Origin of the sequence: Pseudomonas fluorescens, from assembly GCF_019212185.1 — a bacterium.
Lineage (GTDB): Bacteria > Pseudomonadota > Gammaproteobacteria > Pseudomonadales > Pseudomonadaceae > Aquipseudomonas.
The window spans coordinates 3,353,491-3,379,788 of sequence record NZ_CP078138.1 but is presented as its reverse complement, the minus strand read 5'-3'; the positions used below and the strand labels follow the sequence as shown (position 1 = coordinate 3,379,788).

At 61.9% G+C, this 26,298-nt stretch carries 27 protein-coding genes and 1 pseudogene; 18 read left to right on the top strand and 10 right to left on the bottom strand.

Going from position 1 to position 26,298, the window contains the following annotated elements; all coding sequences use genetic code 11:
- Positions 1-93 precede the first annotated feature (93 nt).
- The 3 genes from KW062_RS15235 to KW062_RS15225 all read left to right on the top strand — a co-directional run bounded on the left by KW062_RS15235 (position 94) and on the right by KW062_RS15225 (position 4,005).
- A complete protein-coding gene (locus KW062_RS15235; RefSeq protein ID WP_105754179.1) occupies positions 94-1,128 on the top strand; it encodes a histone deacetylase family protein in 1,035 nt (344 codons plus the stop codon).
- Positions 1,129-1,222: 94 nt separating this feature from the next.
- Complete coding sequence (locus tag KW062_RS15230) at positions 1,223-2,638, top strand: amino acid permease (protein WP_105754178.1); 1,416 nt, start codon at positions 1,223-1,225, stop codon at positions 2,636-2,638.
- Between the two features lie 173 nt (positions 2,639-2,811).
- On the top strand, positions 2,812-4,005 hold the full coding sequence (locus tag KW062_RS15225; protein ID WP_256350776.1) for an MFS transporter: 1,194 nt from the start codon (positions 2,812-2,814) through the stop codon (positions 4,003-4,005).
- A 5-nt stretch (positions 4,006-4,010) separates the two neighbouring features.
- Here the strand turns inward: KW062_RS15225 and KW062_RS15220 are convergent, their stop codons facing one another.
- Positions 4,011-4,967, bottom strand: a complete 957-nt coding sequence (locus KW062_RS15220; protein WP_027620953.1) for an AraC family transcriptional regulator ligand-binding domain-containing protein — start codon at positions 4,965-4,967, stop codon at positions 4,011-4,013.
- Between the two features lie 68 nt (positions 4,968-5,035).
- Between KW062_RS15220 and KW062_RS15215 the strand changes: the two genes are divergently transcribed.
- From KW062_RS15215 to KW062_RS15205, 3 genes are read left to right on the top strand one after another with little or no spacing between them, the layout of a single operon-like run.
- Entirely contained in the window at positions 5,036-5,890 is an 855-nt protein-coding gene (locus tag KW062_RS15215; RefSeq protein WP_105754177.1) for a sterol desaturase family protein, read from the top strand.
- Complete coding sequence (locus KW062_RS15210) at positions 5,887-6,483, top strand: NADPH-dependent FMN reductase (protein ID WP_027620951.1); 597 nt, start codon at positions 5,887-5,889, stop codon at positions 6,481-6,483. The genes KW062_RS15215 and KW062_RS15210 overlap by 4 nt, the downstream gene beginning before the upstream one ends.
- A 12-nt stretch (positions 6,484-6,495) precedes the next feature.
- Positions 6,496-6,813 carry a hypothetical protein gene (locus tag KW062_RS15205; protein WP_105754176.1) on the top strand — a complete coding sequence of 106 codons (318 nt, stop codon included), beginning with the start codon at positions 6,496-6,498 and terminating at the stop codon, positions 6,811-6,813.
- On the opposite strand, the gene yddG is transcribed toward KW062_RS15205, so the two are convergent.
- Positions 6,799-7,704: an aromatic amino acid DMT transporter YddG gene (gene yddG, locus KW062_RS15200; protein ID WP_105754175.1), complete on the bottom strand. Its 906-nt coding sequence runs from the start codon at positions 7,702-7,704 to the stop codon at positions 6,799-6,801. The two genes, KW062_RS15205 and yddG, sit on opposite strands and share 15 nt — an antisense overlap.
- A 113-nt stretch (positions 7,705-7,817) precedes the next feature.
- On the opposite strand from yddG, the gene KW062_RS15195 reads away from it, so the two are divergent.
- Positions 7,818-9,377 (top strand): sensor domain-containing diguanylate cyclase, encoded by a 1,560-nt coding sequence (locus KW062_RS15195; RefSeq protein WP_105754174.1) that lies wholly within the window; start codon positions 7,818-7,820, stop codon positions 9,375-9,377.
- Positions 9,378-9,558: 181 nt separating this feature from the next.
- Positions 9,559-10,503: a SphA family protein gene (locus KW062_RS15190; RefSeq protein WP_105754173.1), complete on the top strand. Its 945-nt coding sequence runs from the start codon at positions 9,559-9,561 to the stop codon at positions 10,501-10,503.
- Between the two features lie 98 nt (positions 10,504-10,601).
- Here KW062_RS15190 and argE read toward each other — a convergent pair whose 3' ends face one another.
- The 6 genes from argE to KW062_RS15160 all read right to left on the bottom strand — a co-directional run bounded on the left by argE (position 10,602) and on the right by KW062_RS15160 (position 16,290).
- Entirely contained in the window at positions 10,602-11,759 is a 1,158-nt protein-coding gene (argE, locus tag KW062_RS15185) for an acetylornithine deacetylase (protein WP_105754172.1), read from the bottom strand.
- The gene (locus KW062_RS15180; RefSeq protein WP_027620945.1) at positions 11,752-12,426 is read right to left on the bottom strand and encodes a DUF1028 domain-containing protein; all 675 of its coding nucleotides are present in this window, start codon (positions 12,424-12,426) and stop codon (positions 11,752-11,754) included. The genes argE and KW062_RS15180 overlap by 8 nt, the downstream gene beginning before the upstream one ends.
- Before the next feature lie 10 nt (positions 12,427-12,436).
- Positions 12,437-12,847 carry a RidA family protein gene (locus KW062_RS15175; RefSeq protein WP_003182257.1) on the bottom strand — a complete coding sequence of 137 codons (411 nt, stop codon included), beginning with the start codon at positions 12,845-12,847 and terminating at the stop codon, positions 12,437-12,439.
- Complete coding sequence (locus KW062_RS15170; RefSeq protein ID WP_105754171.1) at positions 12,847-14,175, bottom strand: flavin-containing monooxygenase; 1,329 nt, start codon at positions 14,173-14,175, stop codon at positions 12,847-12,849. The genes KW062_RS15175 and KW062_RS15170 overlap by 1 nt, the downstream gene beginning before the upstream one ends.
- A 236-nt stretch (positions 14,176-14,411) precedes the next feature.
- Positions 14,412-15,449, bottom strand: a complete 1,038-nt coding sequence (locus KW062_RS15165) for an alpha/beta hydrolase family protein (protein WP_027620943.1) — start codon at positions 15,447-15,449, stop codon at positions 14,412-14,414.
- 229 nt (positions 15,450-15,678) lie between these two features.
- Positions 15,679-16,290, bottom strand: a complete 612-nt coding sequence (locus KW062_RS15160) for an FMN-dependent NADH-azoreductase (protein ID WP_105754170.1) — start codon at positions 16,288-16,290, stop codon at positions 15,679-15,681.
- Between the two features lie 280 nt (positions 16,291-16,570).
- Between KW062_RS15160 and pstS the strand changes: the two genes are divergently transcribed.
- The 8 genes from pstS (at position 16,571) to KW062_RS15120 (ending at position 23,079) form a co-directional block, all read left to right on the top strand.
- Positions 16,571-17,599 carry a phosphate ABC transporter substrate-binding protein PstS gene (gene pstS, locus KW062_RS15155; RefSeq protein ID WP_105754169.1) on the top strand — a complete coding sequence of 343 codons (1,029 nt, stop codon included), beginning with the start codon at positions 16,571-16,573 and terminating at the stop codon, positions 17,597-17,599.
- A 75-nt stretch (positions 17,600-17,674) separates the two neighbouring features.
- On the top strand, positions 17,675-18,640 hold the full coding sequence (gene pstC / locus KW062_RS15150; RefSeq protein WP_027620940.1) for a phosphate ABC transporter permease subunit PstC: 966 nt from the start codon (positions 17,675-17,677) through the stop codon (positions 18,638-18,640).
- The gene (gene pstA / locus KW062_RS15145) at positions 18,640-19,533 is read left to right on the top strand and encodes a phosphate ABC transporter permease PstA (RefSeq protein WP_027620939.1); all 894 of its coding nucleotides are present in this window, start codon (positions 18,640-18,642) and stop codon (positions 19,531-19,533) included. The genes pstC and pstA overlap by 1 nt, the downstream gene beginning before the upstream one ends.
- A gap of 79 nt (positions 19,534-19,612) precedes the next feature.
- On the top strand, positions 19,613-20,374 hold the full coding sequence (gene pstB / locus KW062_RS15140) for a phosphate ABC transporter ATP-binding protein PstB (protein WP_051550606.1): 762 nt from the start codon (positions 19,613-19,615) through the stop codon (positions 20,372-20,374).
- Entirely contained in the window at positions 20,374-21,072 is a 699-nt protein-coding gene (locus tag KW062_RS15135) for a hypothetical protein (protein ID WP_027620937.1), read from the top strand. The genes pstB and KW062_RS15135 overlap by 1 nt, the downstream gene beginning before the upstream one ends.
- Positions 21,072-21,707 (top strand): hypothetical protein, encoded by a 636-nt coding sequence (locus KW062_RS15130; protein WP_371320084.1) that lies wholly within the window; start codon positions 21,072-21,074, stop codon positions 21,705-21,707. Before KW062_RS15135 ends, KW062_RS15130 begins: the two co-directional genes overlap by 1 nt.
- Before the next feature lie 86 nt (positions 21,708-21,793).
- The gene (locus KW062_RS15125; RefSeq protein WP_033866481.1) at positions 21,794-22,723 is read left to right on the top strand and encodes a LysR substrate-binding domain-containing protein; all 930 of its coding nucleotides are present in this window, start codon (positions 21,794-21,796) and stop codon (positions 22,721-22,723) included.
- A gap of 11 nt (positions 22,724-22,734) precedes the next feature.
- On the top strand, positions 22,735-23,079 hold the full coding sequence (locus KW062_RS15120; RefSeq protein WP_105754168.1) for an MmcQ/YjbR family DNA-binding protein: 345 nt from the start codon (positions 22,735-22,737) through the stop codon (positions 23,077-23,079).
- On the opposite strand, the gene KW062_RS15115 is transcribed toward KW062_RS15120, so the two are convergent.
- Together KW062_RS15115 and KW062_RS15110 are read right to left on the bottom strand one after the other, a co-directional pair.
- A complete protein-coding gene (locus KW062_RS15115) occupies positions 23,076-23,459 on the bottom strand; it encodes a DUF1294 domain-containing protein (RefSeq protein ID WP_105754289.1) in 384 nt (127 codons plus the stop codon). The two genes, KW062_RS15120 and KW062_RS15115, sit on opposite strands and share 4 nt — an antisense overlap.
- A gap of 2 nt (positions 23,460-23,461) precedes the next feature.
- Complete coding sequence (locus KW062_RS15110) at positions 23,462-24,292, bottom strand: undecaprenyl-diphosphate phosphatase (protein WP_027620932.1); 831 nt, start codon at positions 24,290-24,292, stop codon at positions 23,462-23,464.
- A gap of 291 nt (positions 24,293-24,583) precedes the next feature.
- On the opposite strand from KW062_RS15110, the pseudogene KW062_RS29285 reads away from it, so the two are divergent.
- Together KW062_RS29285 and KW062_RS29280 are read left to right on the top strand one after the other, a co-directional pair.
- Positions 24,584-25,312, top strand: a pseudogene (locus tag KW062_RS29285) (cache domain-containing protein); the annotation flags it as partial.
- A gap of 171 nt (positions 25,313-25,483) precedes the next feature.
- On the top strand, positions 25,484-26,218 hold the full coding sequence (locus KW062_RS29280) for a methyl-accepting chemotaxis protein (protein WP_371321454.1): 735 nt from the start codon (positions 25,484-25,486) through the stop codon (positions 26,216-26,218).
- The last annotated feature ends 80 nt before the right edge of the window (positions 26,219-26,298 follow it).

Genomic DNA, 26,298 nt, shown 5'->3' with positions numbered 1-26,298 from the left:
TGAATTCCTGCAACAGCCTAAAGATAAAGCAAAGAAAGCGCACCCCGAGCAGAACAAAATAGTTGCACTGGCTCACAACAATGGATGCGCACGATGTTTACAGTTTTCAGCGATTCCCACCGCTTGCACCACGGCACCGAACTGAAAGACGGCGTGCTCAAGCCCTCCTTCGAACAGCCCAGCCGCGCCGACACCGTGCATGCCCGGGTCAAGCAGGTCGGGCTGGGGCAGATCATCGAGCCGCGCGCGTTCGACCGTGCCTGCTATGTGAACGCCCATAGCGAGCGCTACGTAACCTTCCTCGAAAACGCCTGGACCGAATGGACCGCCACCGGTCGCACCCACGATGCTCTGCCGCTGGTGTGGCCGGTGCGCGACCTCGCCAACGAGCATGTACCGGAATTCATCGACGGCAAGCTGGGTTTCTATGCCATGGACGCGGGTTCGCCGATCACCGCCACCACCTGGCAAGCGGTGCGCACCAGCGCCGATATCGCCCTCACCGGCCTGGCGTTGCTCGACGAAGGCCATGACAGCGCCTTCGCCCTGTGCCGCCCACCCGGCCACCACGCCGCCCGCGAGTACATGGGCGGCTATTGCTACCTGAATAACGCCGCCATCGCCGCCCAGCAGGCGATCACCCGCGGGGCGCAAAAGGTCGCGGTGTTGGACGTCGACTTCCACCACGGCAACGGCACGCAGAACATTTTCTACGGACGCAATGACGTGCTGTTCGTCTCGCTACACGGCGAACCGGCGGTGTCCTACCCCTACTACTCGGGCTACCGCGATGAGCGTGGCAGCGGCAAGGGCGAAGGTTTCAACCTCAACTACCCTTTGGCGAAAAACACCAGCGGCGGCGCCTACCGTGAAGCGCTGGTCGATGCCTGCCGCAAACTGCAGGCGTTTGCTCCTGAAGTGCTGGTGATTTCCCTGGGCGTCGACACCTTCAAGGACGATCCCATCAGCCACTTCCTCCTCGAAAGCGAAGACTTCATCGGCATCGGCGAACTGATTGCCGGCGTTGGCTGCCCGACTTTGTTCATCATGGAAGGCGGCTACATGGTCGATGAGATCGGCATCAACGCGGTCAACGTGCTGCATGGCTACGAGAGCAAACGCGGCTGATCCTGGCCGTCTGTGTGATCAGCCATTCCAACAATAAAGCGCTTCAACCCCTCTACTGCCAAAACTCAAAATCATAAAATCAAGAGGTTTTGCAATGAACACACATTCCTCAGGACGGGCTGAACAGCCTGCGCTGCAGCGTACGCTGAGCAATCGTCATATCCAGTTAATGGCCATGGGTGGCGCCATCGGCACCGGCCTGTTCATGGGCTCCGGGAAGATCATCGCGCTCTCCGGCACCTCGATCATCCTGATCTACATGATCATCGGCCTGTTCGTGTATTTCGTCATGCGCGCCATGGGCGAACTGCTGCTGTCCAACCTCAAGTTCAAGACCTTCGCCGACTTTGCCGGCGCTTACCTCGGGCCTCGCGCAGCGTTTTTTCTCGGCTGGTCGTACTGGCTGAGCTGGAGCGTCGCGGTGATCGGCGATGCAGTGGTGGTCGGCGGTTTCTTCCAGTACTGGTTTCCGGACGTGCCGGCGTGGATCCCCGCGATTGGCATGCTGCTTACCCTGTTCGCTCTCAACGTGCTCACCGTACGGCTGTTCGGCGAAGTGGAGTTCTGGTTTGCGATCATCAAGATCATTGCCGTGTTGACCCTGATCGGCGTCAGCCTGGTACTGATCGCCAGTTCGTTCGTCTCGCCGACGGGTGTCACCGCCTCGCTCAACCACTTGCTGGATAAACAGGCGGCCTTCCCCAATGGTCTGTTCGGCTTCTTCGCCGGCTTCCAGATGGCGATCTTCTCGTTCGCCGGCACCGAGCTGATCGGTACCGCCGCCGCGGAAACCCGCGCCCCGGAGAAAACCCTGCCCAAGGCGATCAACTCGATTCCGCTGCGGATCATCCTGTTCTACGTGTTGGCCCTGGGCTGCATCATAGCTGTGACCTCCTGGCAGCAGGTGTCACCGAGCAAGAGCCCGTTCGTTGAGCTGTTCCTGGTCGCCGGTTTTCCCGCCGCCGCCGGCATCGTCAACTTCGTGGTGCTGACCTCGGCGGCGTCCTCGGCCAATAGCGGGGTGTTCTCTTCAAGCCGCATGCTGTTCGGCCTGGCCAGTCAAAACAACGCGCCACGGATTTTCCGGCGTCTGTCGGGCAACAGCGTGCCGCTGATGAGCCTGGCGTTCACCACGGTGTTGATGCTGATTGGCGTGCTGTTGCTGTTCATCGTCCCGGAAGTCATGACCGCGTTCACCATCGTCTCCACCGTGTCGGCGATCCTGGTGATCTTCACCTGGTCGACCATCCTCGCCTCGTACATCGCCTACCGCAAACGTATGCCCGACCTGCACGCGCAGTCGATCTACAAAATGCCCGGCGGCGTGCCGATGGCCTGGTTCACCCTGGCGTTCCTCGGCTTCGTCCTGTGCCTGCTGGCGTTGCGACCCGATACGCGGATTGCGTTGATGGTGATGCCGGGCTGGTTTGTGTGGTTGGCGATTGCCTATCAGTTAAGCCATTTCAAGCGCTCGAAAACGGCGACAGGTTCAGCTGGGCAGTTCAGCTGAAACCAGAGGTACTGCGTGCTGTCTGGATGCACGCAGTGGTCCAGGGTTCATCGCCAGCAGGCATGGACAGTCAGAGAATCAGGCAAGTATTCCAGCGCAATGCACTTCAGCGCACAGGGAAGGTTCTGGACAATGGGCGTCAGTCAAACGCCCCGCTTCACAGGACTCAAACCATGTCGCAAAACCCTCAATCCAGCCCCCAGTCCTCCTGGGGCGCGGTGTCCGCCATGTCGCTCGCCGCCTTTGCCCTGGTCGCCTCGGAGTTCATGCCGGTCAGCCTGTTGACCCCGATTGCCGCCGATCTGCAGGTCAGCGAAGGACAGGCCGGCCAGGGCATTGCCGTGTCCGGATTGTTCGCCTTGATCACCAGCTTGCTGATCGCCTCGGTGGCGGCACGGGTCGATCGCAAGAAGCTGCTACTGTCCCTCACTCTGTTGATGATCGTTTCCGGCAGCGTCGTTGCCTTCGCCCCCAACTACACGACCTTCATGCTTGGCCGCGCGTTGATCGGGATCGCCATCGGCGGCTTCTGGTCGTTGTCGGCAGCCACCGCCATGCGCCTGGTCCCGGCCGGCGAAGTGACCCGGGCCCTGGCCATCGTCAACGGCGGCAACGCCCTGGCGACAGTGATCGCCGCGCCGCTGGGCAGCTACCTCGGTGCGTTGATCGGCTGGCGTGGGGCGTTTCTGTGCGTAGTCCCGGTTGCCCTGCTTGCCAGCCTGTGGCTGCTGGTCAGCATGCCGGCGATCAAAACCCCGACCGTGGCAGCCAGCGGCAACCTGTTGCGGCTGATGAAACGTCTGCCGGTGGCCTTGGGCATGCTCGCCGTCAGTGTGTTCTTCATGGGCCAGTTCATGCTCTTTACCTACCTGCGCCCGTTCCTGGAAAGCGTCACCCAGGTCAGCGTCTCGATGCTCTCGCTGATGTTGCTGGTGCTCGGGGTTGCAGGCCTGGCGGGAACCTTCCTGATTGAAGCTTTCGTGAAAACCAGCCTGTTCCGCACCCTGGCGGTTATTCCGCTGCTGATGGCGGTGATTGCCCTCGCACTGATTTCGTTTGGCAGCTCGGCATTGGGCACCACGCTGCTGCTTGGACTCTGGGGCCTGGTGGCCACGGCCGCGCCGGTCGGCTGGTGGACATGGCTGGCCCGCACTCTGCCGGATGACGCCGAAGCGGGTGGCGGGCTGATGGTGGCGATCATCCAGTTGGCGATTGCAGCCGGCGCCACCGTGGGTGGGTTGCTGTTCGATTTCAGCGGCTACCGCGCGACCTTTGAAGTGAGTGCGCTGTTGCTGCTGATCGCGGCGGGTCTGGCAGTGCTGGCGAGTGGGAGCTCGCCTGCTAGCGATGAAGTCAATGCGGTGTAGCCGACTTACCCTCGCCAACGCTTACGCGCATGCAGGTAAGCCGCCAGATCGCTGTAGCCCAACTGCTCGGCAATCTGCGTACGACTATTGCCCTGCAACTCCAGGTACTGCTCCAACTCGGCGCGCACCTGGTCCAGCAGATGGCGGAAGGTCAAACCTTGCTCTTCCAGGCGGCGGCGCAAGGTCCGTGGGCTCTGGTGCAGAATCTGCGCCTGAGTCTCCAGGCTGGGTGCCTGGCCGGCCAGCAATTGCTGGCGGATGCCCTGCGCCACCCTGCCCGCCCAGCCGCTGAGGCGCTGCTGCTGGGCCAGGCGCCGGTCAAGCTCCTGGCGCAGTACCTCCATCATCCCGGCATTGTGGGTCTGCAGCTCAATCTTCAGACTCGAGCGCGGGTAATACAGGCGGTTGTACCCGCAATCGAACTGGACAGTGTCGCCGAACCATTGTGTGTATTGCGCGTGATAAGCCGGACGCGGATGGGCGAAACAGGCGCGTGCAGGCACCAGCGTCACGCCGGTACCCAAGCGCTGCACGCTGAGGGACATCACGCAGTAGTGCTCGACCACATAACGCACCAGGTTGGGTGGCGCGTCGATGCGCAGTTCCACCCCCAATTCATCGCCCTCCTCGATCAACACGATGCTGTCCATGTCCGAGGCCAATGGCGCATAGCGCGCCCAGAAATGAATTGCCTCCTCTAGGTCGGTGCTGTACAGGCAAGCGTGGGCCAGCATATGCCAATCCTGGCGGCTGAAATGGCCGAACAGGTGCAGGCCGATTGCCGGATCGTGGACGGCGGCCCTGGCCCAGAGTTGCTCCAGCGCGACCATGCTGTAGTTGCTGCGCAGTTGCGCGCTGCGGCTTTGCAGGTAGCGCTCGAGCACCCGACCCAGCGGACCACGGTGAAAGTGTTCCGGCGCGGGGTTGGCCGGTTCTCGGGGGATTCTGTCCGTTTCGCGCATAGCAGGTGCAGGACTCATGGTTTCTTATTGGAGGGCATTGCCATTATCGGTCGCAACCAGAGAGTGCCATGAATACAACAACAATAACCAACAGTCCGATCCCGATCATCGCCGCCATCCTGATCGCTTTCATCCTCCTCGAAATCACCTGCGCCTGCTTTCGCCAACCCCGTGGCCAGCGGCGTGATGTGATCATCGAAATCCTTGGCTCCGGCTTGCTGATGGGCGTGACCCTGCCGCTGGTGACCTTCCTTAGCAGCGCCCTGCTCGGCTATTTCGCCCCGCAACTGAAAGGCAGCCTCAGCGGCCTGCACTGGACGCTTGGCCTCGCCCTGTTCCTGGTGCTCGACGACATGACCCAGTACTGGTGGCATCGTCTCAGCCACAAGGTGCCCTTCCTTTATTCGCTGCACCGCGCCCACCACTCGGCGCCCTATATGAGCATCCGCATCGTTTACCGCAACAACAGCTTCTACTACCTGTTGATGCCCGGCCTGTGGTTCTCCGGCGTGCTGCTGTACATGGGCCTGGCCCCCGTGTATTTCGGCTACCTGATCGTCAAGATGCTGGTGATTTTTGCCGCCCACAGCAGCGTGCCCTGGGACGACAAGCTGTACCGCATCCGCCTCCTGCGCCCGTTGATGTGGCTGCTGGAACGGACCATCTCCACTCCCGCCACCCACTCCGCCCACCACGGCCTGAACGCCGACGACGGGGTCACCCACTACAAAGGCAATTTCGGCAACTTGCTGTTCTTCTGGGACGTGCTGTTCGGCTCGGCGAAAATCACTCGCCGCCGTCCCGAGCAGTACGGCATTGAAAACATGCGCCCGGTGACCTGGCAGGAAGAACTGTTCTGGCCGCTGGCCCGCCGGAAAAAAACCAAAGTGCCTCAAGCCACCACCGGGGAGTTCGCCAAATGAGCCTGAACATCGTGTTGATTGCCGGCTCCAGCCAGGTTGAAAGCCAATCGGCAAAAGTCGCCGACTACCTCGCCGGACGCCTGCAAGCCCTGCAGCTATGCGCCACACCAAAGATCATCGACCTAGGCCGCGCGCCCCTACCGTTATGGCCGGCCAAGGACGACCAGGGCATCTGGGCCGACCATGGTGCCCTGCTGCGCGAAGCCGATGCACTGGTGGTGCTAAGCCCGGAATGGCACGGCATGGCCTGCCCGGCGCTGAAGAACCTGTTCGTCCACGCCGGCTACCGCGAGCTTGGCCATAAACCGGCGCTGCTGGTGGGGATTTCCGCGGGCCAGGGCGGCACCTACCCACTGTCCGAGCTGCGCGCGTCGAGCTACAAGAATTGCCGCATTTGCTACCTGCCCGAGCAACTGATCGTGCGTCAGGTGGAATCGGTGATGAACGGTGCCGACGCCATCGATGTCGAAGACAGGAGGATCCGCCACCGTGCCGACTGGTCGCTCAAGGTCCTGGCCGAGTATGCGGGGGCAATGGCCGGGCTGAATCAACGGCTCAGGCCGGACGATCCGGAGTTTGCCAACGGCATGTGAACAGGAGCACTGATGAACTACCCCCGCACCCCTGACGGTCGTTACTTCGTGGTCAAGGGCCAGCTCTGGCGCTGTTCCAATCCGGCGCTGGATGAAGCGCTGCGCCAACAACTGGTCAATCAGTTGATGGACGCACGGCGGGCGGTGAAGGCGGCGAAAAAATCGGAGGATCCCGAACAGCTGGCGGGGGCACGCGCCGCAGTGGATCAGGCCAAGGTCGCGCTGGGGGAGCGCGGGCCGGTGTGGTGGGACGATGGCAGCCCTGACTTCAATCAACGCCAGGTCCGCCACACGCCTTACGCGGATTGGTACCAGTCACTTGGTCTGTGAAGCGCTGCGCTCGCGAGTGGCCAGCCAGCAGATCAGCGAGCCCACCGTCACCAGCACCGCCCCCTGCCAGAATTGCAGGGTCAAACTGGCGCCCAGCCACACAGCAGCAAAAGCCGACGACAGCACCGGCGCCGAATAGGACGCGGTCGCCAGCAAGGTCAGGTTGCCGCGAATGATGCCGATATTCCACAGCGCATAACCGCCGGCCATGGCAATCCCGGCGGCCAGCAGCTGCAGGCCGCCGCCCAAGGTGAAGGCCGGCAGCACTTCGCTGCTTAAGCCGTACTTGATCCACAACAGCGCGGCAGTGACGATAAAGAACAGCCCCACCAGGCTTTGCCCGCCGGCATAGCGCCGGGTGACGTTGCAGTAAAGGGCGAAGGTGATCGCGCAGGCCAGCGCCAGGCTGTAGCTCAGCGGGTTGGATGCAACGTTGGCCATGATTGCGGGCAATGACAGGCCATTGCCACTGACCACCCAGACAATCCCGAACAGCGCCAGCACGGTACCGGGTACGATGATCCAGCGCGCCTTCTGCCCATTCATGACAATCGCCAGCAACACCGTCAGGCACGGCCAGAGGTAATTCACCACCCCCAGCTCGATCGCCTGATTGCTGTTGCTCGCATAGCCCAAGGCCAGGGACAGGCACACTTCATAGGCAACGAACAACGCCGTGCCGATGATCAGGTAGAAGGACGAAGTGGAACGCAGGCGCGGGCGTCCCAGGAACATCACCAGCATTATCGCGCCGAGGCTATAGATCAACGCCGCCCCGCCCAAGGGGCCGAATATTTCGCTGACGCTCCTGATTAATCCGGAAGCCGTGCTCCATAAAAGAATTGCCACCAACCCACAAGCCGTGGCGGCGCGTTCACCTTTGATCTGCATAGCGCCCTCAGGGCAAAAGATGCCGAGTCTAACAAAGCGGGAGGCGGCATTTCGCGGACTTTCCACCCGCCTGTTCTAGACTGCAGTGACCTGCCTTAACCAAGGACACCCGAATGCCCGGTCGCAAGCCGCCAGCGCTCATTCTCGATCCTCTCAGCGTACCGACTGCGGGCAAACCCATCAGGGGCCGAGCCACCTTTCGCCTGATTGTCAGTTTCATGCTGGCGGTGATCATCGCCTTTCTCGCCGTCGAGGGCTGGCGCACCTGGCGCGACTACCGCGCCGCCTTCGCCACTGCCCGGGATTCGGTGACCAACCTGGCGCGGGCCACCGCCCAGCACGCCGAAGACACCATTCGCCAGATGGATGTGCTGACTGCCGCCCTGGCCGAGCGGGTCGAAGGCGACGGTTTGCAGAGCATCAATGTGCAACGCATCCACAAGTTGCTGGTGTTGCAATCGACCATCATGCCGCAGTTGCATGGGCTGTTTATCTACGGCCCGGACGGGCAATGGATAGTCACCGACAAAGAGGCGATTCCCGATCCAGCGAACAACGCCGACCGCGATTATTTCCAGTACCACCGCAGCCATGACGACCGCAGCATGCGCATCGGCCAGGTGGTCAAGAGCCGCTCCACCGAGGACCTGATCATTCCAATCTCGCGGCGCCTGAACAATCCCGATGGCTCCTTCGCCGGTGTGTTGCTGGGCACGGTCAAGGTCAGTTATTTCGTCGACTACTACGGCGATTTCAAGATTGATGACAAGGGCGCGTTGGTCTTGGCGCTGCGCGACGGCACGATTCTGGTACGGCGGCCCTTCCTTGCCGATGTGGTCGGCAAGAGTCTGGCGCAGAGCGAGATCTTTCAGCGCTACCTGCCGCTGGCGGATCAGGGTTTCGCCGAGGTCAAGGCGGTGGTGGACGACACTGAGCGCCTTTACGCCTACCGCGCCCTGCAGTCCTATCCGCTGGTGATCGAGGCCGGACTGTCGCGTGAGTCGATCATTGCGCCCTGGCGCGCAGATCTGCTGAAGACCGGAATCGTGCTGCTGTCGCTGATTACCGCGTTCGGCATTTTCGGCCTGATCGTGCTCAGCCAGTTGCGCCAAAGAATGCGCATTGCCCGGGAGTTGCGTCGCGCCCACCAGACCCTGCACGACATGGCGCTGACTGACAGCCTCACCGGCCTGGGCAACCGACGCTGGCTCGACAGTGCACTGGAGGATGAAATTCGCCTGGCGCAACGCCAGGGCTCGGCGCTGTCATTGATCATGCTCGATGTCGATCACTTCAAACGCTACAACGACCGCTACGGGCATGCCGCCGGCGACGACTGTTTGAGCGCGGTAGGTGGCGCGATCCATGAGGCGATCAGGCGCCCGAGCGACCTGGCCGCGCGCTACGGCGGCGAAGAATTCACCGTGCTGCTGCCCAACACCGACAGCAGCGGCGCCCTGCAGGTCGCCGAGGATATCTTGCAGGCAATTCGCGCCCTGGAAATCGAACACTCGGCGCACCCCTTGGGCAAGGTCACCGCCAGCGCCGGCGTCACCACCTGCCAGCCGAGCCGCGAGAGCGTCAGCCCCGCCTCCCTGTTGAAAGCGGCGGATGCCTGCCTGTACGCAGCGAAACGCGCCGGGCGTAATCGTTGTTGTGTGGATGCCGCCTGAAGTTGACACAAACCCAGAGAGAGCGCCGCCCCCCCTTGTAGGAGCGAACCTGCTCGCCAAGGCGTGGGTACTGACGGTGCGAGGCTTGGATCGCCTCGCTGCCTAATGCGCTATGTATTCCTACAGTAACTAAGCTATAAGTTCTAAGCCGACCGTTGGCCCGCCGAGAAACGAGGACTCGATGACAGTAAATACAAGGATCTTGCCAGCGTTGGCGATTGTGCTGGCAAGCATGCCCGCGTTGGCGGATGACGGAGGCATCAGCTTCTGGCTGCCCGGGCAATTCGGTGCGCTTGCCGCAGTGCCGACCACGCCGGGCTGGAGCCTGCCGCTGATCTATTACCACGTCAGTGCCAGCGACGACCGCAACAAGGCCGCGCCACGGGGCGGCCGCACCACCTTTGGCCTGGATGCCAGCGCTGACCTGTTGTTCGCCAGCCCCACCTACACCTTTGCCGAACCGCTACTCGGTGCCCAGGCCGCGATCTCGGTGATTGCTGCCGTGGGTCGCAGTGAAGCCAGCGTCGACCTGACCCGCACCGGCCCCGCCGGACGGGGTTTCTCCGGCGGCACCGACGATGCGCTCAAGGGCGGCAGCGACATGTATGGCCTGGGCACGCTGAAGTGGAACTACGGCGTGCACAACCTGATGGTTTACAGCATGGGCAACCTGCCGGTGGGCGCCTACGATCCTGATCGCCTGGTGAACATCGGCCTGGGGCACGCAGCGCTGGATGCCGGTGGCGGCTACACCTATTTCGACAAGAAAAACGAGTTCTCCGCGGTCATGGGTATGACCTACAACTGGGAGAATTCCGACACCCATTACCAGAACGGTATCGACGCGCACCTCGATCTCAGCGCCTCGCACTTCATCACCGACCAGACCCAACTGGGGCTGGTGGGCTATGTGTTCCATCAGGTCACCGGCGACAGTGGCAGCGGCGCGACCCTCGGTGATTTCAAATCCCGGGTCAGCGCCATCGGTCCCCAGGCCGGGCATTTTTTCAAGGTTGGCAAGGATATGTGGTACGTCAACCTCAAGGGTTATTACGAGTTCGACGCGCAGAACCGGCCGGATGGTTGGAACAGTTGGGTGACGCTGGTGGTGCCGTTGGGGGATTAAGCGGTATTTCTTGTTGCATCACCGCGATCCCCTGTGGGAGCGGGCTTGCCCGCGATGGCAATCTGTCTGATGGACCGCCATCGCCGGTAAGCCGGGTCTCATTCACACAGCCAATCAGCCAGCCGATCCATCAACCGATCACAAGCGGCCATCTGCTCGACACTGACAAATTCATCGGGCTTATGCCCCTGCTCCATACTCCCGGGCCCACAGACCACCGCCGGGATTCCTGCCTGGTCAAACAACCCACCCTCGGTGCCAAAGGCCACAGTGCTGAAGGCATCACTGCCACATAGCTGAGCCAACAGCCGCGCCGCCGGGCTATCGGCGGAAGTCGCCAGGCCCGGATAGGCCGACAGCGGCTCGAATTGAATCGAGGTGTCGGGCTGCACGGCCTGCATCGCGGGCAACAATGAGGTTTGGGCGTACTGCTGTAATTCGTCGACCACCGCTTGCGGCGCAAAATCCGGCAAGGCGCGGATCTCAAAATCGAAACGGCAATCGGCAGGCACGATGTTCAACGCCGTGCCGCCCTCTATCACCCCGACTTGCACCGTGGAATACGCCGGGTCGAATCGCTCGTCGCGCAACGAAGGTTCGGCCAGGGTGGCGCCAATCTCATCGAGCCGGCCAATCAGCCTCGCAGCCTGGGCGATGGCGTTCACCCCAGAAGGCGCGTAGGCCGAATGACAGGCAGCGCCGCGCACATGGCACCGCATCGCCAGTTTGCCCTTGTGCCCGAGCACCGGCGTGAGTTCGGTGGGCTCGCCAATCAGGCACAGCGCCGGCGCGACGATTCGCTGCGGCAAAATCTCGAGCAAACTGCGCACACCCAGGCACCCCACCTCCTCGTCATAGGACAATGCCAGATGCACCGGGCGACGCAGGTCGGCGGCGAGAAACATGGGCACAGCGGCCAACACCGAGGCAATGAAGCCTTTCATGTCGGCGGTACCACGGCCGAACAACTTGCCGTCGGCCTCGCTCAGGCAAAACGGCTCGACCGTCCAGGCCTGGCCGTCCACCGGCACCACGTCGGTGTGCCCGGACAACACCACCCCGCCGGCTACCGCCGGGCCAATCGAAGCGAGCAGATTGGCCTTGGTCCGCTCGCGGTTATAGATTAACTCGCACGCCACGCCCAGGCTGTGCAGGTGGTCACCCACGAACTCGATCAGCCCCAGGTTGGAATCACGGCTGACCGTGGCGAAGCCAACCAGTTTTGCGAGCAGCGCGCGACTGCGCAGCTCACTCATCACCGGGCACCCCGTAGCTGGGTGCCAGGGTCGGGTTGAGGGCACGGGTCAAGTAGTCCTGCAGTTGCGGCTGATAAGCGCGCCACAGCTCAGCCAACTGGCCGATGGGATCTTCGTCGGCCCAATCGACCCGCAAATCCACGATTGGCCAGGTCAGGTCCTCGACCACCGACAACGCCGCCGAATGCACACTGCCGGCTTCGCCACCGGCCGCTTGCCCGGCTTGCAAGGCGCTTAGCAGCCGTGCGGCGAGACAGCCTTCGCTTTGCTCGAACGCCGCCACCATGGCCTCGATCACCGCACGATCGGACAGCAGATTGCCGGCCGCCACACACTGCTCGCCAGCCAGTGCATGGTAGGTGCCCAGTGCCTGGCTGCCGCTGAACAGCGCGGTGCGGCCCTGGGCATCAATCACCGCGACCTGCCGGTACTGGCTGTAGCCATTGCGCGTGAGTGCGTGATCCAGCGCCTGGGCCGGCGCCGAACCCGAAGCCAGGCCGTCAAGGATCTGCGGACCGAGCGCCGGCAGGGTAATGTTCTGGCTCGACACCGCCCCTACCCCGGCTCGAAGCCAGGGGCAACGGGCGCCGACGGCGATGCTCGAGGAACTGATCGCAATCCCCAGTTGCCCGGTTTCAGCACAGCGGCCGACGATGGAAAAGGTCATGACACTCTCCTTATTCGGGGATGACAGCGATCACATCGATTTCCATCAGCCACTGCGGCTGTCCGAGGGCGCTGACCACCAGCCCGGTGGAAATCGGGAACACGCCCTTGAGCCACTTGCCGACTTCCTGATAGACCGGCTCGCGGTAGCGCGGGTCAATCAGGTAAGTGGTGGTCTTGACGATATGACTGAGGTCGCTGCCCGCCTCCTCCAGCAACTGCTTGACGTTGCGCATCGCCTGTTCGGCCTGGGCCCGGGGGTCACCAAGACCCACCAGTTGCCCGTCGAAATCGGTGCCGACCTGACCGCGCACGTACACCGTGTTGCCGGCGCGCACCGCCTGGCACAGGTCGTTGTCCAGGGTCTGGTTGGGGTAGGTATCTTTGGTATTGAACATGCGGATGCGGGTGTGAGTAGGCATCAACGGACTCCCATGAGGCTGGCAGGCTGAATCAGTGAAATGATTGATTGCTCGGCGTCGGCCTGGCGTTGTCCGGCATCGCGGTAGGCCAGATAGCTGCGCTGCTTCACGATGTGATCGGCGATATGCTTGGCGTCGTGCCAGACACCCCAGATGAAGGCCGAACCCCGGCGTGACTGCCACGGCAGGCCGACAAAGTAGACCCCCGGCTCGCTCGACACGCCACGCTGGTGCTGCGGTTTGCCGTTGTCCTTGAAGGCATCGACTTGCAGCCAGCTGTAATCGACCGAGTATCCGGTGGCCCAGATAATCGTGCTGACGCCAGCCGCGTGCAGGTCGAGCTCGAGGATCGGCTGGGTCACACACACGGGATCGGGCAACATCTGCCGCGCTTCCGGCTCCAGCGGCAGGTCGAGGCCGTTGCGGGCGATGTAGGCATCGGCGGCGTCGAGCAGCGCCAGGTAGTTTTCGTCGCCGCGAGCGATGTTCTCCGCCAGATTCTCCGCGAAGCGGACCACGCCGCCGTCAATGGCGCGGGTCAGGCCGACCAGGGTCATGCCCTGCTGGGCCAGCCGGCGGAAATCAATGGTCTCGCCGCCACGGGCACCGCTGACGGCGATGGTCACGTGTTCCTTGCCCGGTTGCATGGCCTCGGCGTCCCAGTCGCCGAGTACACCCAGCCACCAGCAGAAATCGCGGTTGCGATAGCTGCGCGGCGGGCGATCGTGGGCACCTACCGAGAGATACACCTGCTTGCCGGCGCGCTGCAGTTCATCGGCAATCTGCACCCCCGACGAACCGGCACCTACCACCAGTACCGCGCCGTCGGCCAGTTGCCCGGGGTTGCGGTATTGGGCTGAATGGATCTGCGTGACCCCGGTGATTTCGCCAGCAATCGGCGGAATCACCGGGCACTGGAATGGCCCGGTAGCCACCACCAGATGCCGGGCTTCGATCACCCCAATGCTGGTCTGCACGGTAAAGCCTGGACGCGCGGCGTTGCGCTGGACGTTTTGCACCTCGACCCCGGTGCGAATCGGCGCGTTGATTTTCCGCGCATAGGCTTCGAAGTACTCGGCCACCTGCCCTTTCGAAGCGAAGGCATCCGGATCGAGGCCGGGAAATTCCATGCCCGGGAACCGGTCGTGCCAGGCCGGACCATTGGCCACCAGCGAATCCCAGCGCGCCGTGCGCCAGGCCTCGGCAACGCGCTTGCGCTCCACCACCAGGTGCGGCACGCCGAGCTTGCCCAGGTGCTCACTCATGGCCACGCCGGCCTGGCCGGCACCGACAACGAGGGTATCGATTTGGATTTTTTCAACTGTCATGTCTGCGCACTTCTGAAAGTTGGTGGGGTGTTGGGCGCATTCTGTTCGGGGCGGGGATTTAGCGAAATGATGATTTATGTAGTTGGGGGCAAGGAAAAAGCTGGGGGGTGTTTGCTGCATCGGGCGATAGCGGCCTAAGCGTGTACGCATCCATTCCTGCGGTAACGGGGCCGGTGGATCAAGATCAAGAACCAGATCAAGAGCCAAAGCACAGCGACCTGGCGGTCGGCTTGTTCCTACTGATCCGCCGTCTGCATCCCCGCCCGGCTTGGTCGTGCCAGGGCATGGGTGAAGAAGTGGCCGGCTTCGGTGATGAGGTTGCGGTGGATGTCGGCGCGGTCGACGCCGTCGGGGTCGGTGCACAGGGCCGGCATGCTTTGGGTTTGGGCTTCGTTGCAGGGGGCCATGAAGATGAAGTGGCCGGCGCCGGCCAGGAGTTTGAAGTTGGGGGCGGTGGGGAGTTTGCGCGCCAAGGCGGCGGCGTTTTTGTCGACGGCGACCAGTTGGTCGCCGTCGCCGCTGTAGAGCAGTACCGGGACGTGGACCCCGGACAGGGTCTGGCGGCCGAATTTCAGGCTCAGCGGTGCCATGAGCATGAGTGCATGAACCCTGGGGTCGGCCACCGGTTGCAGGTCGTCGCGGTCGGCAATGAGTTCGCCTTGGGTATTGCAGGCGTCGTGATCGGCCGGGCGCTCCTGGCAGTAGCGGCGCAAGCGGTCCAGGTCAGGGGTGGCGCCAGACAGAATCAGCGCAGTTTCGCCGCCGGCGGAGTAGCCGATCACCCCGACCTGCTCGGGATTGACGAATGGCGCCAGCATCGGGTCGGCGAGGGTCGCGGTGATGGCTTCGGAAATCTGGATCGGCCGTCCGTAAAGGTTACTCAAGGTGCCAAGACGGCTGTGGTCGGTGGAATTGTCGCCGGGGTGAATTACCGCCACCACCACGAAACCCTTGCGCGCCAGCGAGGTGGCCAGGTCATGCAGGGCGAGCGGCGTGCCGGTGTTGCCGTGGGACAGCATCAGCATCGGGAAGCGGCCGATGGCGACACGCGCATCTTGCGTGGCCTCGACCTGATAGCCCTCAAGCGTGCTCGAGTGCTCGATACCGGTAGAGGGATAAAAGGCAATCGCCCCCATTGGTTGCAGGTCCAATGGGTCAAGAAAGCTCAGGTGGTGGTAGCCGACACTCCAGTGCGGGTGCGGTGCGGGCGCGGCGTGCACCGAATTCAGGCTGCCGAGTAGGCAGAACAGTAACAACGCCCACAGACGTGACATGGGAAGCCCCAGCGTAATACCCGAGTGATTAACCGTGTGTCCACAATCGCGGGGTTCAGCCGAGATGACAACGGTGCCATCCGCCAGTGCTGCATAAGCCGGGCCAATGTCCGGGATGGCGTGAAAATGGCACTCATGAAAAAACTCCGCGCTCGAATCGTTTTACTCTCGATCCGGGCGCGGAGTCCAGTGGTTACAGCCGCTGCGGCTGAACCTTTTACCGGCAGGCTCAGGCAGCGACGAACAACTGCTCGCTGATCCGGGCTTTCGCATCGCTCATGGCTTTGCTGCGTACGTCATCACCGTAGGCCAAGCCGTGGGCACGGACGAACTCGATGTCGGTGATACCGATAAACCCGAGCATGACTTTCAGGTACTCCTCATGGCCGACAGCGGTCGGTTGGTCTTGATGCAGGCCACCGGCGGTCGACACCACCACGACTTTCTTGTTGCCACACAGGCCTTCAGGACCGGCTTCGGTGTAGCGGAACGTCTGGCCGGCGACGGCGATACGGTCGATCCAGGCCTTGAGCTGAGTCGGGATCGAAAAGTTGTACATCGGCGCGGCGATCACTACGGCATCGGCGGCGAGGAATTCGGCCAGGGTCGAGGCGCTGAGGTCGGCTTCGTGCTGTTGCGCGGCGTTGCGCAACTCGGCACTGGTGCCCGCTGCCACCAGGGTCGCTGCACTGAAGTGGCTGATGGCATCGCTGGCCAGGTCGCGGTAGGTGACCACAGCTTCAGGTTCTGTGGCAGTCCAGGCCTGGACCACGTCGTGGCTCAACTGACGGGAGGCCGAGTTGTCGCCGAGGATGCTGGAATCGATGTGCAGCAGTTTCATGTGGGATCTCCAAGTGAGGACCGCCACTGGGCGATCAAGTAGGGACAATCCTACAGATGCGATTAATCAGTGATAAGTCAGCAATAATGTGATGGTTCGTCCTACTGATAGGACAATGATTTTCGCTTCTTCTGTAGGACAGTGCCGTACGACTCGGCTAGCGACTGGCTTACGAGGTCTCTACGAAGGTGGCATTTCGCCGCGCCATAAACGCCATTCATAAAACCGTAACAAAACTGCTGCAAAGTGCGCGAGCCCGATATCACAAGGAGTCCTTTCGATGAAAAGCTTGATGAAGTCCGTTGCCCTCGCCGTTACAGCCACTCTTTGTGCCGGCTCCGTATTCGCTGCCGATAATGTTCGCCTGACCGGTTCCGGCGCCAGCTTCCCTGCGCCGATCTACCTCACCTGGTTCAAGGACTTCAGCAAGAAGACCGAAGGCGTCACCGTCGACTACCAATCCAAAGGCAGCGGTGCAGGTGTACAGGACTTCCTGAACAAGACCGTCGACTTCGCCGCCAGCGACTCGGCAATGAAAGACGAAGACATTGCCAAAGTAGCCGAAGGCGCCCAGTTGCTGCCGATGACCGCCGGCGAAATCGTTCTGGCCTACAACCTGCCAGGCAATCCTAAAGGCCTGAAGCTGCCACGCGAGGTGTACTCCAACATCTTCCTGGGCAAGATCACCAAGTGGAACGATCCACAGATCGCTGCAGCCAACCCGGAACTGAAACTGCCTGACATGCCGATCACCGTGGTCGTGCGTGCAGACTCCAGCGGTACTACCGCTGTGTTCACCAAGCATTTGGCAGCCATCAACACCGAGTTCAACACCACTCTGGGTGAAGGCAACACGGTCAACTGGCCGGCCAGCGACAAATTCATCAAGTCGCCGAAGAACGATGGCGTGACCGCTACCGTGCGCCAGACCCCGGGTGCTGTCGGCTACATCGAGTACGGCTTCGCCAAGTTGGCCAAGGTTGACTTCGCCCAACTGCAGAACAAGGCCGGTCAGTACGTAGTGCCGAATGCCGAAAGCGGCGCCGAAGCACTGGCCGCGGTGAAAATGCCAGAGAACCTGGTGGCCTGGCTGCCGGATCCGGACGGTGCCAAGTCCTACCCGATCACCTCCTACACCTGGATGATCTTCCGCAAGGACAACGGCAACCCGGCCAAAGCCAAGGCCATGCGCGACATGGTCGAGTACAGCCTGACCGAAGGTCAGAAGATCGCCGACTCGATGGGTTACATCCCGCTGCCGCCGTCGGTGATCGATCAGGTTCGCAAAGCTTCCGCCAACATTCAGTAAGGCACGTGAGGCTTCTCGGTGTGCGCTACCCGCCACACCGGGAGCGCTTCCCCTCTCTTGTTCCGGAATCAGCCAATGAACAGACCCTTTAGCGTACCGGTTAATCCGGACTCCGCCTGCCAGCCGCCCTCGACCAAAGACTTCCTTGTTGATCGTACCTTCCGTGCGTTCGCGCGCGTCGGTGTGGTGCTGGTGCTGGCGTTAGTCTTCGCGCTGGTCTTCGAAGTCGGTCGCAAGGCATTGCCGGGCATGGAAAAGCATGGCTTTGACGTGCTCTTTGGCAGTGTCTGGGACGTTAACCAAGGCAAGTACGGCATCCTCCCGGCCATCTGGGGCACGCTGTACAGCGCCTTTATCGCGTTGCTGATCGCCGGCTTCTTCGGCGTGAGCATGGCGATTTTCCTGACCCAGGATTTCCTCCCGGCGAAACTCGCCGCCGTATTTCGCACCATCGTCGAATTGCTCGCCGCGATCCCCAGCGTCGTCTACGGCCTGTGGGGCATCTACGTGGTCATTCCGGCGATCCGCCCGCTGACCACCTGGTTGCACACCGAGCTCAGTTGGGTACCTTTTTTCGGCACATCACTGAGTGGCCCCGGACTGCTTCCCGCAGCACTGGTGCTGGCCATCATGATCCTGCCGACCATTGCCGCGGTGTCCCAGGACGCCCTGACCGCCGTGCCGATGAAAACCAAACAGGCCGCTTACGGCATGGGGACCACCCATTGGGAAGCGATTCTCAAGGTCATGGTGCCTTCTGCTGCTACCGGCATCTTTGGCTCGCTGGTTCTCGGTTTGGGCCGGGCGCTGGGCGAAACCATGGCCCTGGCCATGCTGGTGGGCAATGCCAACAACATTTCCCTGTCGCTGTTCGCCCCGGCCAACACCCTCGCGGCCTTGCTGGCGCTGAACTTCCCGGAAGCCGGGCCGAACGAAATCGAAGTGCTGATGTACGCCGCACTGGTGCTGATGATGATCACCCTGCTGGTGAACGTCCTCGGCTCGATGATCATGCTCTACGCCCAGCGGGGTAATAAATGATGACGGACCTCTCTACCCCTGTAGCCGCCCTGCCGAGCCTGCAGCGCAAGTTCGAAGGCCGCGCCCTGCGCAGTCTGGTGCTGACCACCCTGGTCTGGGCCGGTGCGCTGCTGGCCAGCGTGCCGCTGATCTCCGTGCTGTACATGCTGATCACCCGTGGCGGTGCGCGCCTGAGCCTGGAAGTCTTCACCGAGCTGCCACCCACCGGTTTTGAAACCGGTGGCGGCTTCGGTAACGCCATGGCCGGTACGTTCGTCATGGTCGGCATCGCCGCCGCCATCGCCGTGCCGGTGGGCATTATGGCGGCGGTGTTCCTGGCCGAGCTGGGTCCGCACAGCCGCCTGGCCAATGCCGCGCGCTTTGCCGCAAAAATGCTCACGGGCCTGCCGTCGATCCTGGCCGGTGTGTTTGCCTATGCCCTGGTGGTGATGACCACCGGCACCTACTCGGCCCCGGCCGGTGGTGTGGCGCTGGCGGTGCTGATGCTGCCGATCGTCGTGCTGACCGCCGAAGAGTCGATGAAGATGGTGCCCAAAATCATGAAGGACGCGGCCTACGGCATGGGCTGCACCCGCTCGCAAGTGATCTGGAAAATCGTCCTGCCAACCGGCCTGCCGGCGATCCTCACCGGCGTGATGCTCGCGGTGGCACGTGCCGCCGGCGAAACCGCCCCCCTGCTGTTTACCGCGCTGTTCAGCAACTACTGGATCTTCCACGACGGCGACCTGGCAGTGATGAATCCAACGGCATCCCTTGCCGTGCTGATTTACAACTTCTCCGGCATGCCATTCGACAACCAGCTGGAGCTCGCCTGGGCGGCCTCGCTGGTGCTGGTAATGATCGTACTGGTCGTGAATATCGTCAGCCGTATTTTCGGCAAGCCCAAGTATTGAGAACGGGAGCACCTGAATTTTGAACCTTTCAACTGCACAACTGAATGCCGCTCCTATCGTTACCCCGGCGCCTGTGGTCATGGACTGCAAGCTGGACAAAATTTTCTACGGTAACTTCCTGGCGGTCCGTGACAGCCATGTGCCGATCGAAAAGAACAAGATCACCGGTTTCATCGGACCTTCCGGCTGCGGCAAGAGTACGGTACTGCGCAGCCTCAACCGGATGAACGATCTGGTCAAAGGCTTCCGCTTTGAAGGCCACGTGCACTTCCTCGGCCAGGATGTCTACGGCAAGGGTGTGGACCCAGTGGTGGTGCGCCGCTACATCGGCATGGTGTTCCAGCAGCCCAACCCGTTCTCCATGAGCATTTTCGACAACGTCGCCTTTGGCCTGCGCCTGAATCGCTACAAGGGCGACCTGGGTGATCGCGTCAAGCACGCGCTGCAGGGCGCGGCGCTGTGGGATGAAGTCAAGGACAAGCTCAAGGTCAGCGGCCTGTCGCTGTCCGGCGGCCAGCAACAACGCCTGTGCATTGCCCGCGCCATCGCTACCGAGCCGGAAGTGCTATTGCTCGATGAGCCATGCTCGGCGCTTGACCCGATCGCTACCCGCCGGGTCGAAGAGTTGATGGTCGAGCTGAAGAAGGACTACACCATCGCCCTGGTCACCCACAACATGCAGCAGGCGATTCGGGTGGCCGACACCACGGCGTTCTTCTCGGTTGATATTTCCCAGGGTACGCGCACCGGTTATCTGGTGGAAATGGGCCCGACCACGCAGATTTTCGACAATCCGCGCGAGCAAATGACCAGCGACTACATCAGCGGCAAGTTCAGCTAATGCCAACCCAGCGTCGTCTTGATTTAGTCGCGGTTGAGCGCGCCCTGCGTGAAGTCCAGGCCCGTTTCGACGAGTTGAGCCTGCACTTCACCGAGCAGCGCGATCCCATGACCGACGAGGTGCTGGAAAATGTGATCGCAGGCTACGCCCTGGTTGACGAGTATGTGGCCCGTGGCGTTGACCTGTTCGACCTGCAGCACCTGGACTTAATGCTGGAAATCAACGCCACCGTGCTCTGCGGCAACGACCCGGCGCGCCGCCTGGAATTCGCCCAGCACCTGACGGCAACCGAAGAGCACTTCTTCAACAACGTCGAGGGTGGCATCAAGGATCTCCACGCCTGGTATTGCAAGCATCACAGCGAATCAGTGTGGAAGCGCGCTGCGGGGGTCTACGTGCGCATCCTCAGCAAGCCGCAACTGTTTATCGAGGGCAACAACCGCAGCGGTTCGCTGATCGTCAGCTATTTGCTGATGCGCGACGGCCTGCCACCGTTCGTGCTGTCGCTGGAAAACGCGATGGGTTACTTCAACCCGTCGTCGGTTATCCGAAATTCTGCCAAACATGGAGTCAAGGCGTTGTACGAGTTGCCCAAGATCAAGAAAAAGTACGCCGCTTTCCTGGAAGATCAGGCGCCTGATCCGAAGACGTTTTTTCTAAAGGACAAGCCCTTGCCGATCTCTCAGGGGGGACGTTGATGAACGGCTATCCACTGCTCGAAAAATGCCGCATGTCTGCCTCCCGTGGCTGGGAAGCGATGCAGCGTGCCGTCCCTGGCGCAGCGGATAAGGCCCCGCGCATCCGCATTTCCTTCGATATCGATGACACCCTGGCCTGCCAACCCGAGCACAGCGACGTCGAGCCGAACTGGCTGGCGGAGCGTCTGCACAGCTCGCTGACTGAACCGCTGCGCATCGGCACTCGCGCCTTGACCCGCGAGTTGCGTCGCCAGGGCTGCAGCATCTGGGTCTACACCTCGTCCGGTCGCACGCCTTCCTACATTCGCCGCTGGTTGTTGCTGTACGGCATTCGCGTCGACGGCGTGGTCAACAGTGTCTTGCATAACGAAGCCCTGGCGGCCCGTGGCTTATCGAACTCGCCATCGAAGCTGCCGCCGGCTTTCGATATCGACTTGCACGTCGATGATTCCGAAGGTGTGCGCATGGAAGGCCATGACTACGGCTTTCGCGTGGTCGTAGTCGATCCGCAGGACGAGCACTGGGCGCAGAAGGTGCTCGATGCGGTTGCCGTGGTCCAGGCACAGGTTGCGCGGCAACATGCGCTGGATCACTCGCCAGCCGTGGCACAAGGTGCACGCGCCGTTTACTCCTGAGTGTCGTCTCGCCTGAATTTGTTGGATCATTAGCGCCGGGCCGTTTGATCGGCCCCCTATCCTTTCCAATTAACAGGCGAGCTTTCATGACATTGACAGAGGGCACCGCCCGAAATCTGTCCGACCTCTATTACTTCGCCAAGGTGGTCGAAGCCGGCGGTTTCGCTGCCGCCGGCCGCCTGCTGGGTATTCCCAAGTCACGCCTGTCACGGCGCATCGCCGAGCTCGAAGAACGTCTCGGTGCGCGCTTGCTGCAGCGCACCACCCGCCAGCTCAATCTGACCGCCGTCGGCGAACGCTACCTGCGCCATTGCCAGGCGATGCTGCTGGAAGCCGAGATGGCCGACGAAGCCGTGGCGAGCATGACCAGCGAGCCACGGGGACGACTGCGGGTGTCGTGCCCGGTGGGCTTGGCTCATGAATTTCTGCCAGGGGTGATCAGCAGCTTTCTCCAGCGTTTCCCCCAGGTGCAGCTGGAAATGCAGTTGCTCAATCGTCGCGTTGATTTGGTGACAGAGGGCATCGATGTCGCCCTGCGGGTGCGCGAGCTCGGCGATGAAGACCCTTTGCTGGTGACCCGCCGCCTACGCCAGGCGCAGACTGTGATAGTCGCCGCTCCGAGCTTTGTCCGCGAACGCCAGATCAACACCCCGGACGACCTGAAACAGGTGCCAGTGCTTGGCGCCCTGGAAGCCGACCGCCTGGTGCATTTGCGCATGATTGGCGAACAGGGACAGACCTGTGACCTGAGCCTGGAAGCGCGTCTGGGTATCGACGACTTTCTGGTGCGCAAGGCCTGCACCCTGGCGGGGCTGGGCTTCACCATCCTGCCGATGATGTACTGCGAGGAGGAGCTGGCCAACGGCTCGCTGGTGCAATTACTGCCCCAATGGTCATTGCCCGGCGGTTGGCTGCAGGCGGTCTACCCTCATCGTCGGGGTGTACTGCCGGCGGTACGCGCCTGGATCGAGCATTTGGCCGAGTCGTTCAACAGCTGCGGGGATCGTCTGATATGAAGGCTGCAACCATGACCGAGGACGCCGTGGCGCAGTTCTGCCTGGCACTGCCGGGTGCCCGGGAAGACTATAAATGGGGCGGTGTGCGGGTGTTTTCGGTGGCCGGCACCAAAATGTTCGCCCTGCAAAACCTGCGGGGCGACTCTCTGGCGTTCAAGGTCGACAAGGATCTGTTCCTGGGCCATGTCGACCGTCCCGGCATAAGCCCGGCGCCGTATCTGGCGCGGGCCCAGTGGATCATCATGCAACTGCCCTACCCGCTGGGCGCCGACGAGCTGCAAGGCTTGCTGCAACGTTCCCATCAACTGGTAGTGAGTAAGTTGCCCAAACGCGTGCAAGTTGGTTTGTTGCTCTAGAACAGGCTGAACAAGCCGGCGTCGAGGAACAATTGGTCGATCCAGAACACCTGATGCGCCAGCACGATCAGCCAGAACACCAACTGGAACGAAACCTTGCGGGTCTTGTGCCGGAACACCTGCTGGGCCAGCAGCGCTCCCGGCCAGCCACCCGCCAGTTCCAGCGCGTGCAGAACGTTCTCCGGGGTGCGCCACTGCTCGGCGCGCGCCTTGCGTTTGTCGCTCCAGTACAGCAGGAACGCCACCAGGCTCATCAGCCCGTAGGCCGTCAGCGGGATCAGCGAGACGCCACGCAACCACATCAGGGTCGAGCCGATCCCCGGCAGCGCGCACAGCGCGACGAAGATCAGGCCCTTGAGCCGTGGATGCTGGATCTCCAGGCTCACGGCTTGGCCGCTGCCCAATCGATCCAGCCGAACTGCCAGGTCGCCAAAATCAGCAGGCCGAAGGCGATCCGGTACCAGGCAAACGCGGCGTAGCTGTGGCTGGCGATGAACTTGAGCAGGCCCTTGACCGCGATCATCGCGAAAACGAATGCGGTGACGAAGCCGATGGCGAACACCGGCAGGTCGGAGGCCTGGAACAGGTCACGGTACTTGTAGCCCGAGTACACCGCGGCACCGACCATGGTTGGCATGGCGAGGAAGAATGAAAACTCGGTGGCGGCTTTGCGCGACAGGCCGAACAACAGGCCACCGATGATCGTCGAGCCGGAACGCGAGGTCCCCGGAATCATCGCCAGGCACTGGGTGAAGCCGATTTTCAGGGCATCGGTCCAGACCATGTCATCGACCGTTTCGGCGCGCACGGTATGCACCCGGCGTTCGGCCCACAACATGATGATCCCGCCAATCACCAACGCGGTCGCCACCGTGATCGGGTTGAACAGGTAGTGGTGGATCAGATCGGCAAAGATCACCCCAAGCACCACCGCCGGCAGAAAGGCGATCAGCAGGTTGGCGGTGAAACGCTGGGCGTTTTTCTGGGTCGGCAGGCCGATGACCACATCGAGGATCTTGCGGCGAAACTCCCAGACCACGGCGAGAATCGCGCCGAGCTGGATGATGATGTTGAACGCCATGGCCCGTTCGCCACCGAAGTCGAGCAAGTCGGCGACGATGATCTGGTGCCCGGTACTGGAAATGGGCAAAAACTCCGTCAGCCCTTCTACAACTCCAAGAATCAAAGCCTGTGCGGCCGTCCAAAGATCCATCAATCCCCCATGAAGCGATGCCCCCAGGCATGCCCCGTTAATATTTTTTGAGTGTTCACTGCGATCAGCGTAGCTGAAGGACAAGGCGCACAGAATCTACCGAAAAAGGTAAAAATCCTGTGAAAAATCAACACGGGCTCAGGTTCTCCCGTGTGCGGCCGAAATCCTATCAGACATGCCCTGACAACGCTGCGCCGTTATAGGACTACAGTCGCATTGGCGTAGTGGCCAAAGCATGCCTGAATGCTGGCAACGCTTTATGACAAGAACAAGAAACGGGAGTGACACGCTATGAATAGCTTGCGCAGTATGTCGATCAGCCGGCGGTTGTGGCTGATCCTGGTGGTGGCTGTGCTGATGCTATTAACCCTGGGCCTGCTGATGCTCAAGCAGATTCACCAGGACCTGTACCTGGCCAAGGCGGAAAAAACCCGGCATGTGGTCCAGGCTGCCAGCGGCGTGCTGGACTATTACCATCGACTGGAAACCGCCGGCACCCTCACCCGCGACGCCGCGCAACAGCAGGCGCTGAGTGTGGTTCGCGGCTTGCGCTATGAACAGAACGACTACTTCTGGATCAATGACCTGACGCCGGTCATGGTCATGCACCCGACCAATCCCAAGCTCGACGGGCAGAACCTCTCGGCGATCAAGGACCCGGATGGCTTTGCGCTGTTTAACGAGATGGTCGCCATCGCCAAGGCCAAGGGCGCCGGCATGGTCGATTATCGCTGGCCCAAGCCGGGTGCCAGCGAGCCGGTGCAGAAGACTTCCTACGTCAAACTATTCGAACCCTGGGGCTGGGTCATCGGCTCGGGCGTGTACATCGACGACATGCAGGTCGAGTTCCAGAGCCAGGTGCGCCAGGCCTCGCTGGTTGGCCTGAGCATTGCCGTGCTGATGGCACTGCTGGTGATGGTCATTGCCCGCAGCATCGTTCGACCGTTGCAGGAAACCGTCGACGCCATGGCCAATATCGCCAGCGGCGAAAGCGACCTGACCCGCAGCCTCGATACCCACGGCCAGGACGAAGTGACTCAACTGGCCCGTCACTTCAACGCCTTCACCGCCAAGTTGCGCGGGGTCATCGGCGAACTGCAAGCGTCAGCCAGCGCCCTGGGGCAGTCCTCCAGCGATCTGGGCGATAACGCCGCCCAGGCCCAGGCGCGCAGTCAGCAGCAGTCACAGCAAATGGAACAGGTAGCGACCGCGATCAATGAAGTGACCTACGGCGTGCAGGACGTGGCAAAAAATGCCGAGCATGCCGCCAGCGAAATGCGCGATGCACAGGTCCAGGCCCAACAAGGCCAGGTCAACATCGATGCCAGCCTGCAACAGATCGACCAACTGTCCTCGACCATCGACCAGGCGGTGCAGGTGATTCGCACCCTGGCCACTGAGAGCACGCAGATCGGCAGTGTGCTGGAGGTGATCCGTTCGATTGCCGAGCAGACCAACCTGCTGGCCCTGAATGCCGCGATCGAAGCGGCGCGGGCCGGTGAGCAGGGCCGTGGTTTTGCCGTGGTAGCGGACGAGGTGCGCTTGCTGGCCCAGCGCACGCAGAAGTCCACCGCCGAGATCCAGGGCATGATCGAACGCCTGCAGAACCACTCCGAGGCCGCCGTCAAAGTCATCGGCGACAGCAGCCGTGCCTCGCAACTGACCATCGAACAAGCCGGCCTCGCCGGTGCCAGCCTGAGCGCCATTGGCCAGGCGCTGCACAACCTCAATGGTCTCAACGCCTCCATCGCCAGCGCCACGTTGCAACAGGCGCAGGTGGTCGAGGACATCAACCAGAACGTCACCCAGGCGGCCGGGCTGTCCCACAGCACCGCGCTGGCGGCCGAACAATCGAGCACGGCGAGCGAACACCTGCGGGCGTTGAGTGAACAGCTCAATGCCTCGCTCAAGCAGTTCCGGGTGTAACTCGCCAACACTGAGGGCGCTAACGCCTGGCCGCCCACTCTGGGTACAATCGGCGCCCTCTTCGACTTGACCAAGGAATC

Excerpts from the sequence above, each read along its gene's own strand:
- KW062_RS15235 (WP_105754179.1), top strand. The coding sequence starts at position 94 with ATGTTTACAGTTTTCAGCGATTCCCACCGCTTGCACCACGGCACCGAA.
- KW062_RS15230 (WP_105754178.1), top strand. The coding sequence starts at position 1,223 with ATGAACACACATTCCTCAGGACGGGCTGAACAGCCTGCGCTGCAGCGT.
- KW062_RS15225 (WP_256350776.1), top strand. The coding sequence starts at position 2,812 with ATGTCGCAAAACCCTCAATCCAGCCCCCAGTCCTCCTGGGGCGCGGTG.
- KW062_RS15220 (WP_027620953.1), bottom strand. The coding sequence starts at position 4,967 with ATGCGCGAAACGGACAGAATCCCCCGAGAACCGGCCAACCCCGCGCCG.
- KW062_RS15215 (WP_105754177.1), top strand. The coding sequence starts at position 5,036 with ATGAATACAACAACAATAACCAACAGTCCGATCCCGATCATCGCCGCC.
- KW062_RS15210 (WP_027620951.1), top strand. The coding sequence starts at position 5,887 with ATGAGCCTGAACATCGTGTTGATTGCCGGCTCCAGCCAGGTTGAAAGC.
- KW062_RS15205 (WP_105754176.1), top strand. The coding sequence starts at position 6,496 with ATGAACTACCCCCGCACCCCTGACGGTCGTTACTTCGTGGTCAAGGGC.
- yddG (WP_105754175.1), bottom strand. The coding sequence starts at position 7,704 with ATGCAGATCAAAGGTGAACGCGCCGCCACGGCTTGTGGGTTGGTGGCA.
- KW062_RS15195 (WP_105754174.1), top strand. The coding sequence starts at position 7,818 with ATGCCCGGTCGCAAGCCGCCAGCGCTCATTCTCGATCCTCTCAGCGTA.
- KW062_RS15190 (WP_105754173.1), top strand. The coding sequence starts at position 9,559 with ATGACAGTAAATACAAGGATCTTGCCAGCGTTGGCGATTGTGCTGGCA.
- argE (WP_105754172.1), bottom strand. The coding sequence starts at position 11,759 with ATGAGTGAGCTGCGCAGTCGCGCGCTGCTCGCAAAACTGGTTGGCTTC.
- KW062_RS15180 (WP_027620945.1), bottom strand. The coding sequence starts at position 12,426 with ATGACCTTTTCCATCGTCGGCCGCTGTGCTGAAACCGGGCAACTGGGG.
- KW062_RS15175 (WP_003182257.1), bottom strand. The coding sequence starts at position 12,847 with ATGCCTACTCACACCCGCATCCGCATGTTCAATACCAAAGATACCTAC.
- KW062_RS15170 (WP_105754171.1), bottom strand. The coding sequence starts at position 14,175 with ATGACAGTTGAAAAAATCCAAATCGATACCCTCGTTGTCGGTGCCGGC.
- KW062_RS15165 (WP_027620943.1), bottom strand. The coding sequence starts at position 15,449 with ATGTCACGTCTGTGGGCGTTGTTACTGTTCTGCCTACTCGGCAGCCTG.
- KW062_RS15160 (WP_105754170.1), bottom strand. The coding sequence starts at position 16,290 with ATGAAACTGCTGCACATCGATTCCAGCATCCTCGGCGACAACTCGGCC.
- pstS (WP_105754169.1), top strand. The coding sequence starts at position 16,571 with ATGAAAAGCTTGATGAAGTCCGTTGCCCTCGCCGTTACAGCCACTCTT.
- pstC (WP_027620940.1), top strand. The coding sequence starts at position 17,675 with ATGAACAGACCCTTTAGCGTACCGGTTAATCCGGACTCCGCCTGCCAG.
- pstA (WP_027620939.1), top strand. The coding sequence starts at position 18,640 with ATGACGGACCTCTCTACCCCTGTAGCCGCCCTGCCGAGCCTGCAGCGC.
- pstB (WP_051550606.1), top strand. The coding sequence starts at position 19,613 with ATGGACTGCAAGCTGGACAAAATTTTCTACGGTAACTTCCTGGCGGTC.
- KW062_RS15135 (WP_027620937.1), top strand. The coding sequence starts at position 20,374 with ATGCCAACCCAGCGTCGTCTTGATTTAGTCGCGGTTGAGCGCGCCCTG.
- KW062_RS15130 (WP_371320084.1), top strand. The coding sequence starts at position 21,072 with ATGAACGGCTATCCACTGCTCGAAAAATGCCGCATGTCTGCCTCCCGT.
- KW062_RS15125 (WP_033866481.1), top strand. The coding sequence starts at position 21,794 with ATGACATTGACAGAGGGCACCGCCCGAAATCTGTCCGACCTCTATTAC.
- KW062_RS15120 (WP_105754168.1), top strand. The coding sequence starts at position 22,735 with ATGACCGAGGACGCCGTGGCGCAGTTCTGCCTGGCACTGCCGGGTGCC.
- KW062_RS15110 (WP_027620932.1), bottom strand. The coding sequence starts at position 24,292 with ATGGATCTTTGGACGGCCGCACAGGCTTTGATTCTTGGAGTTGTAGAA.
- KW062_RS29280 (WP_371321454.1), top strand. The coding sequence starts at position 25,484 with ATGGAACAGGTAGCGACCGCGATCAATGAAGTGACCTACGGCGTGCAG.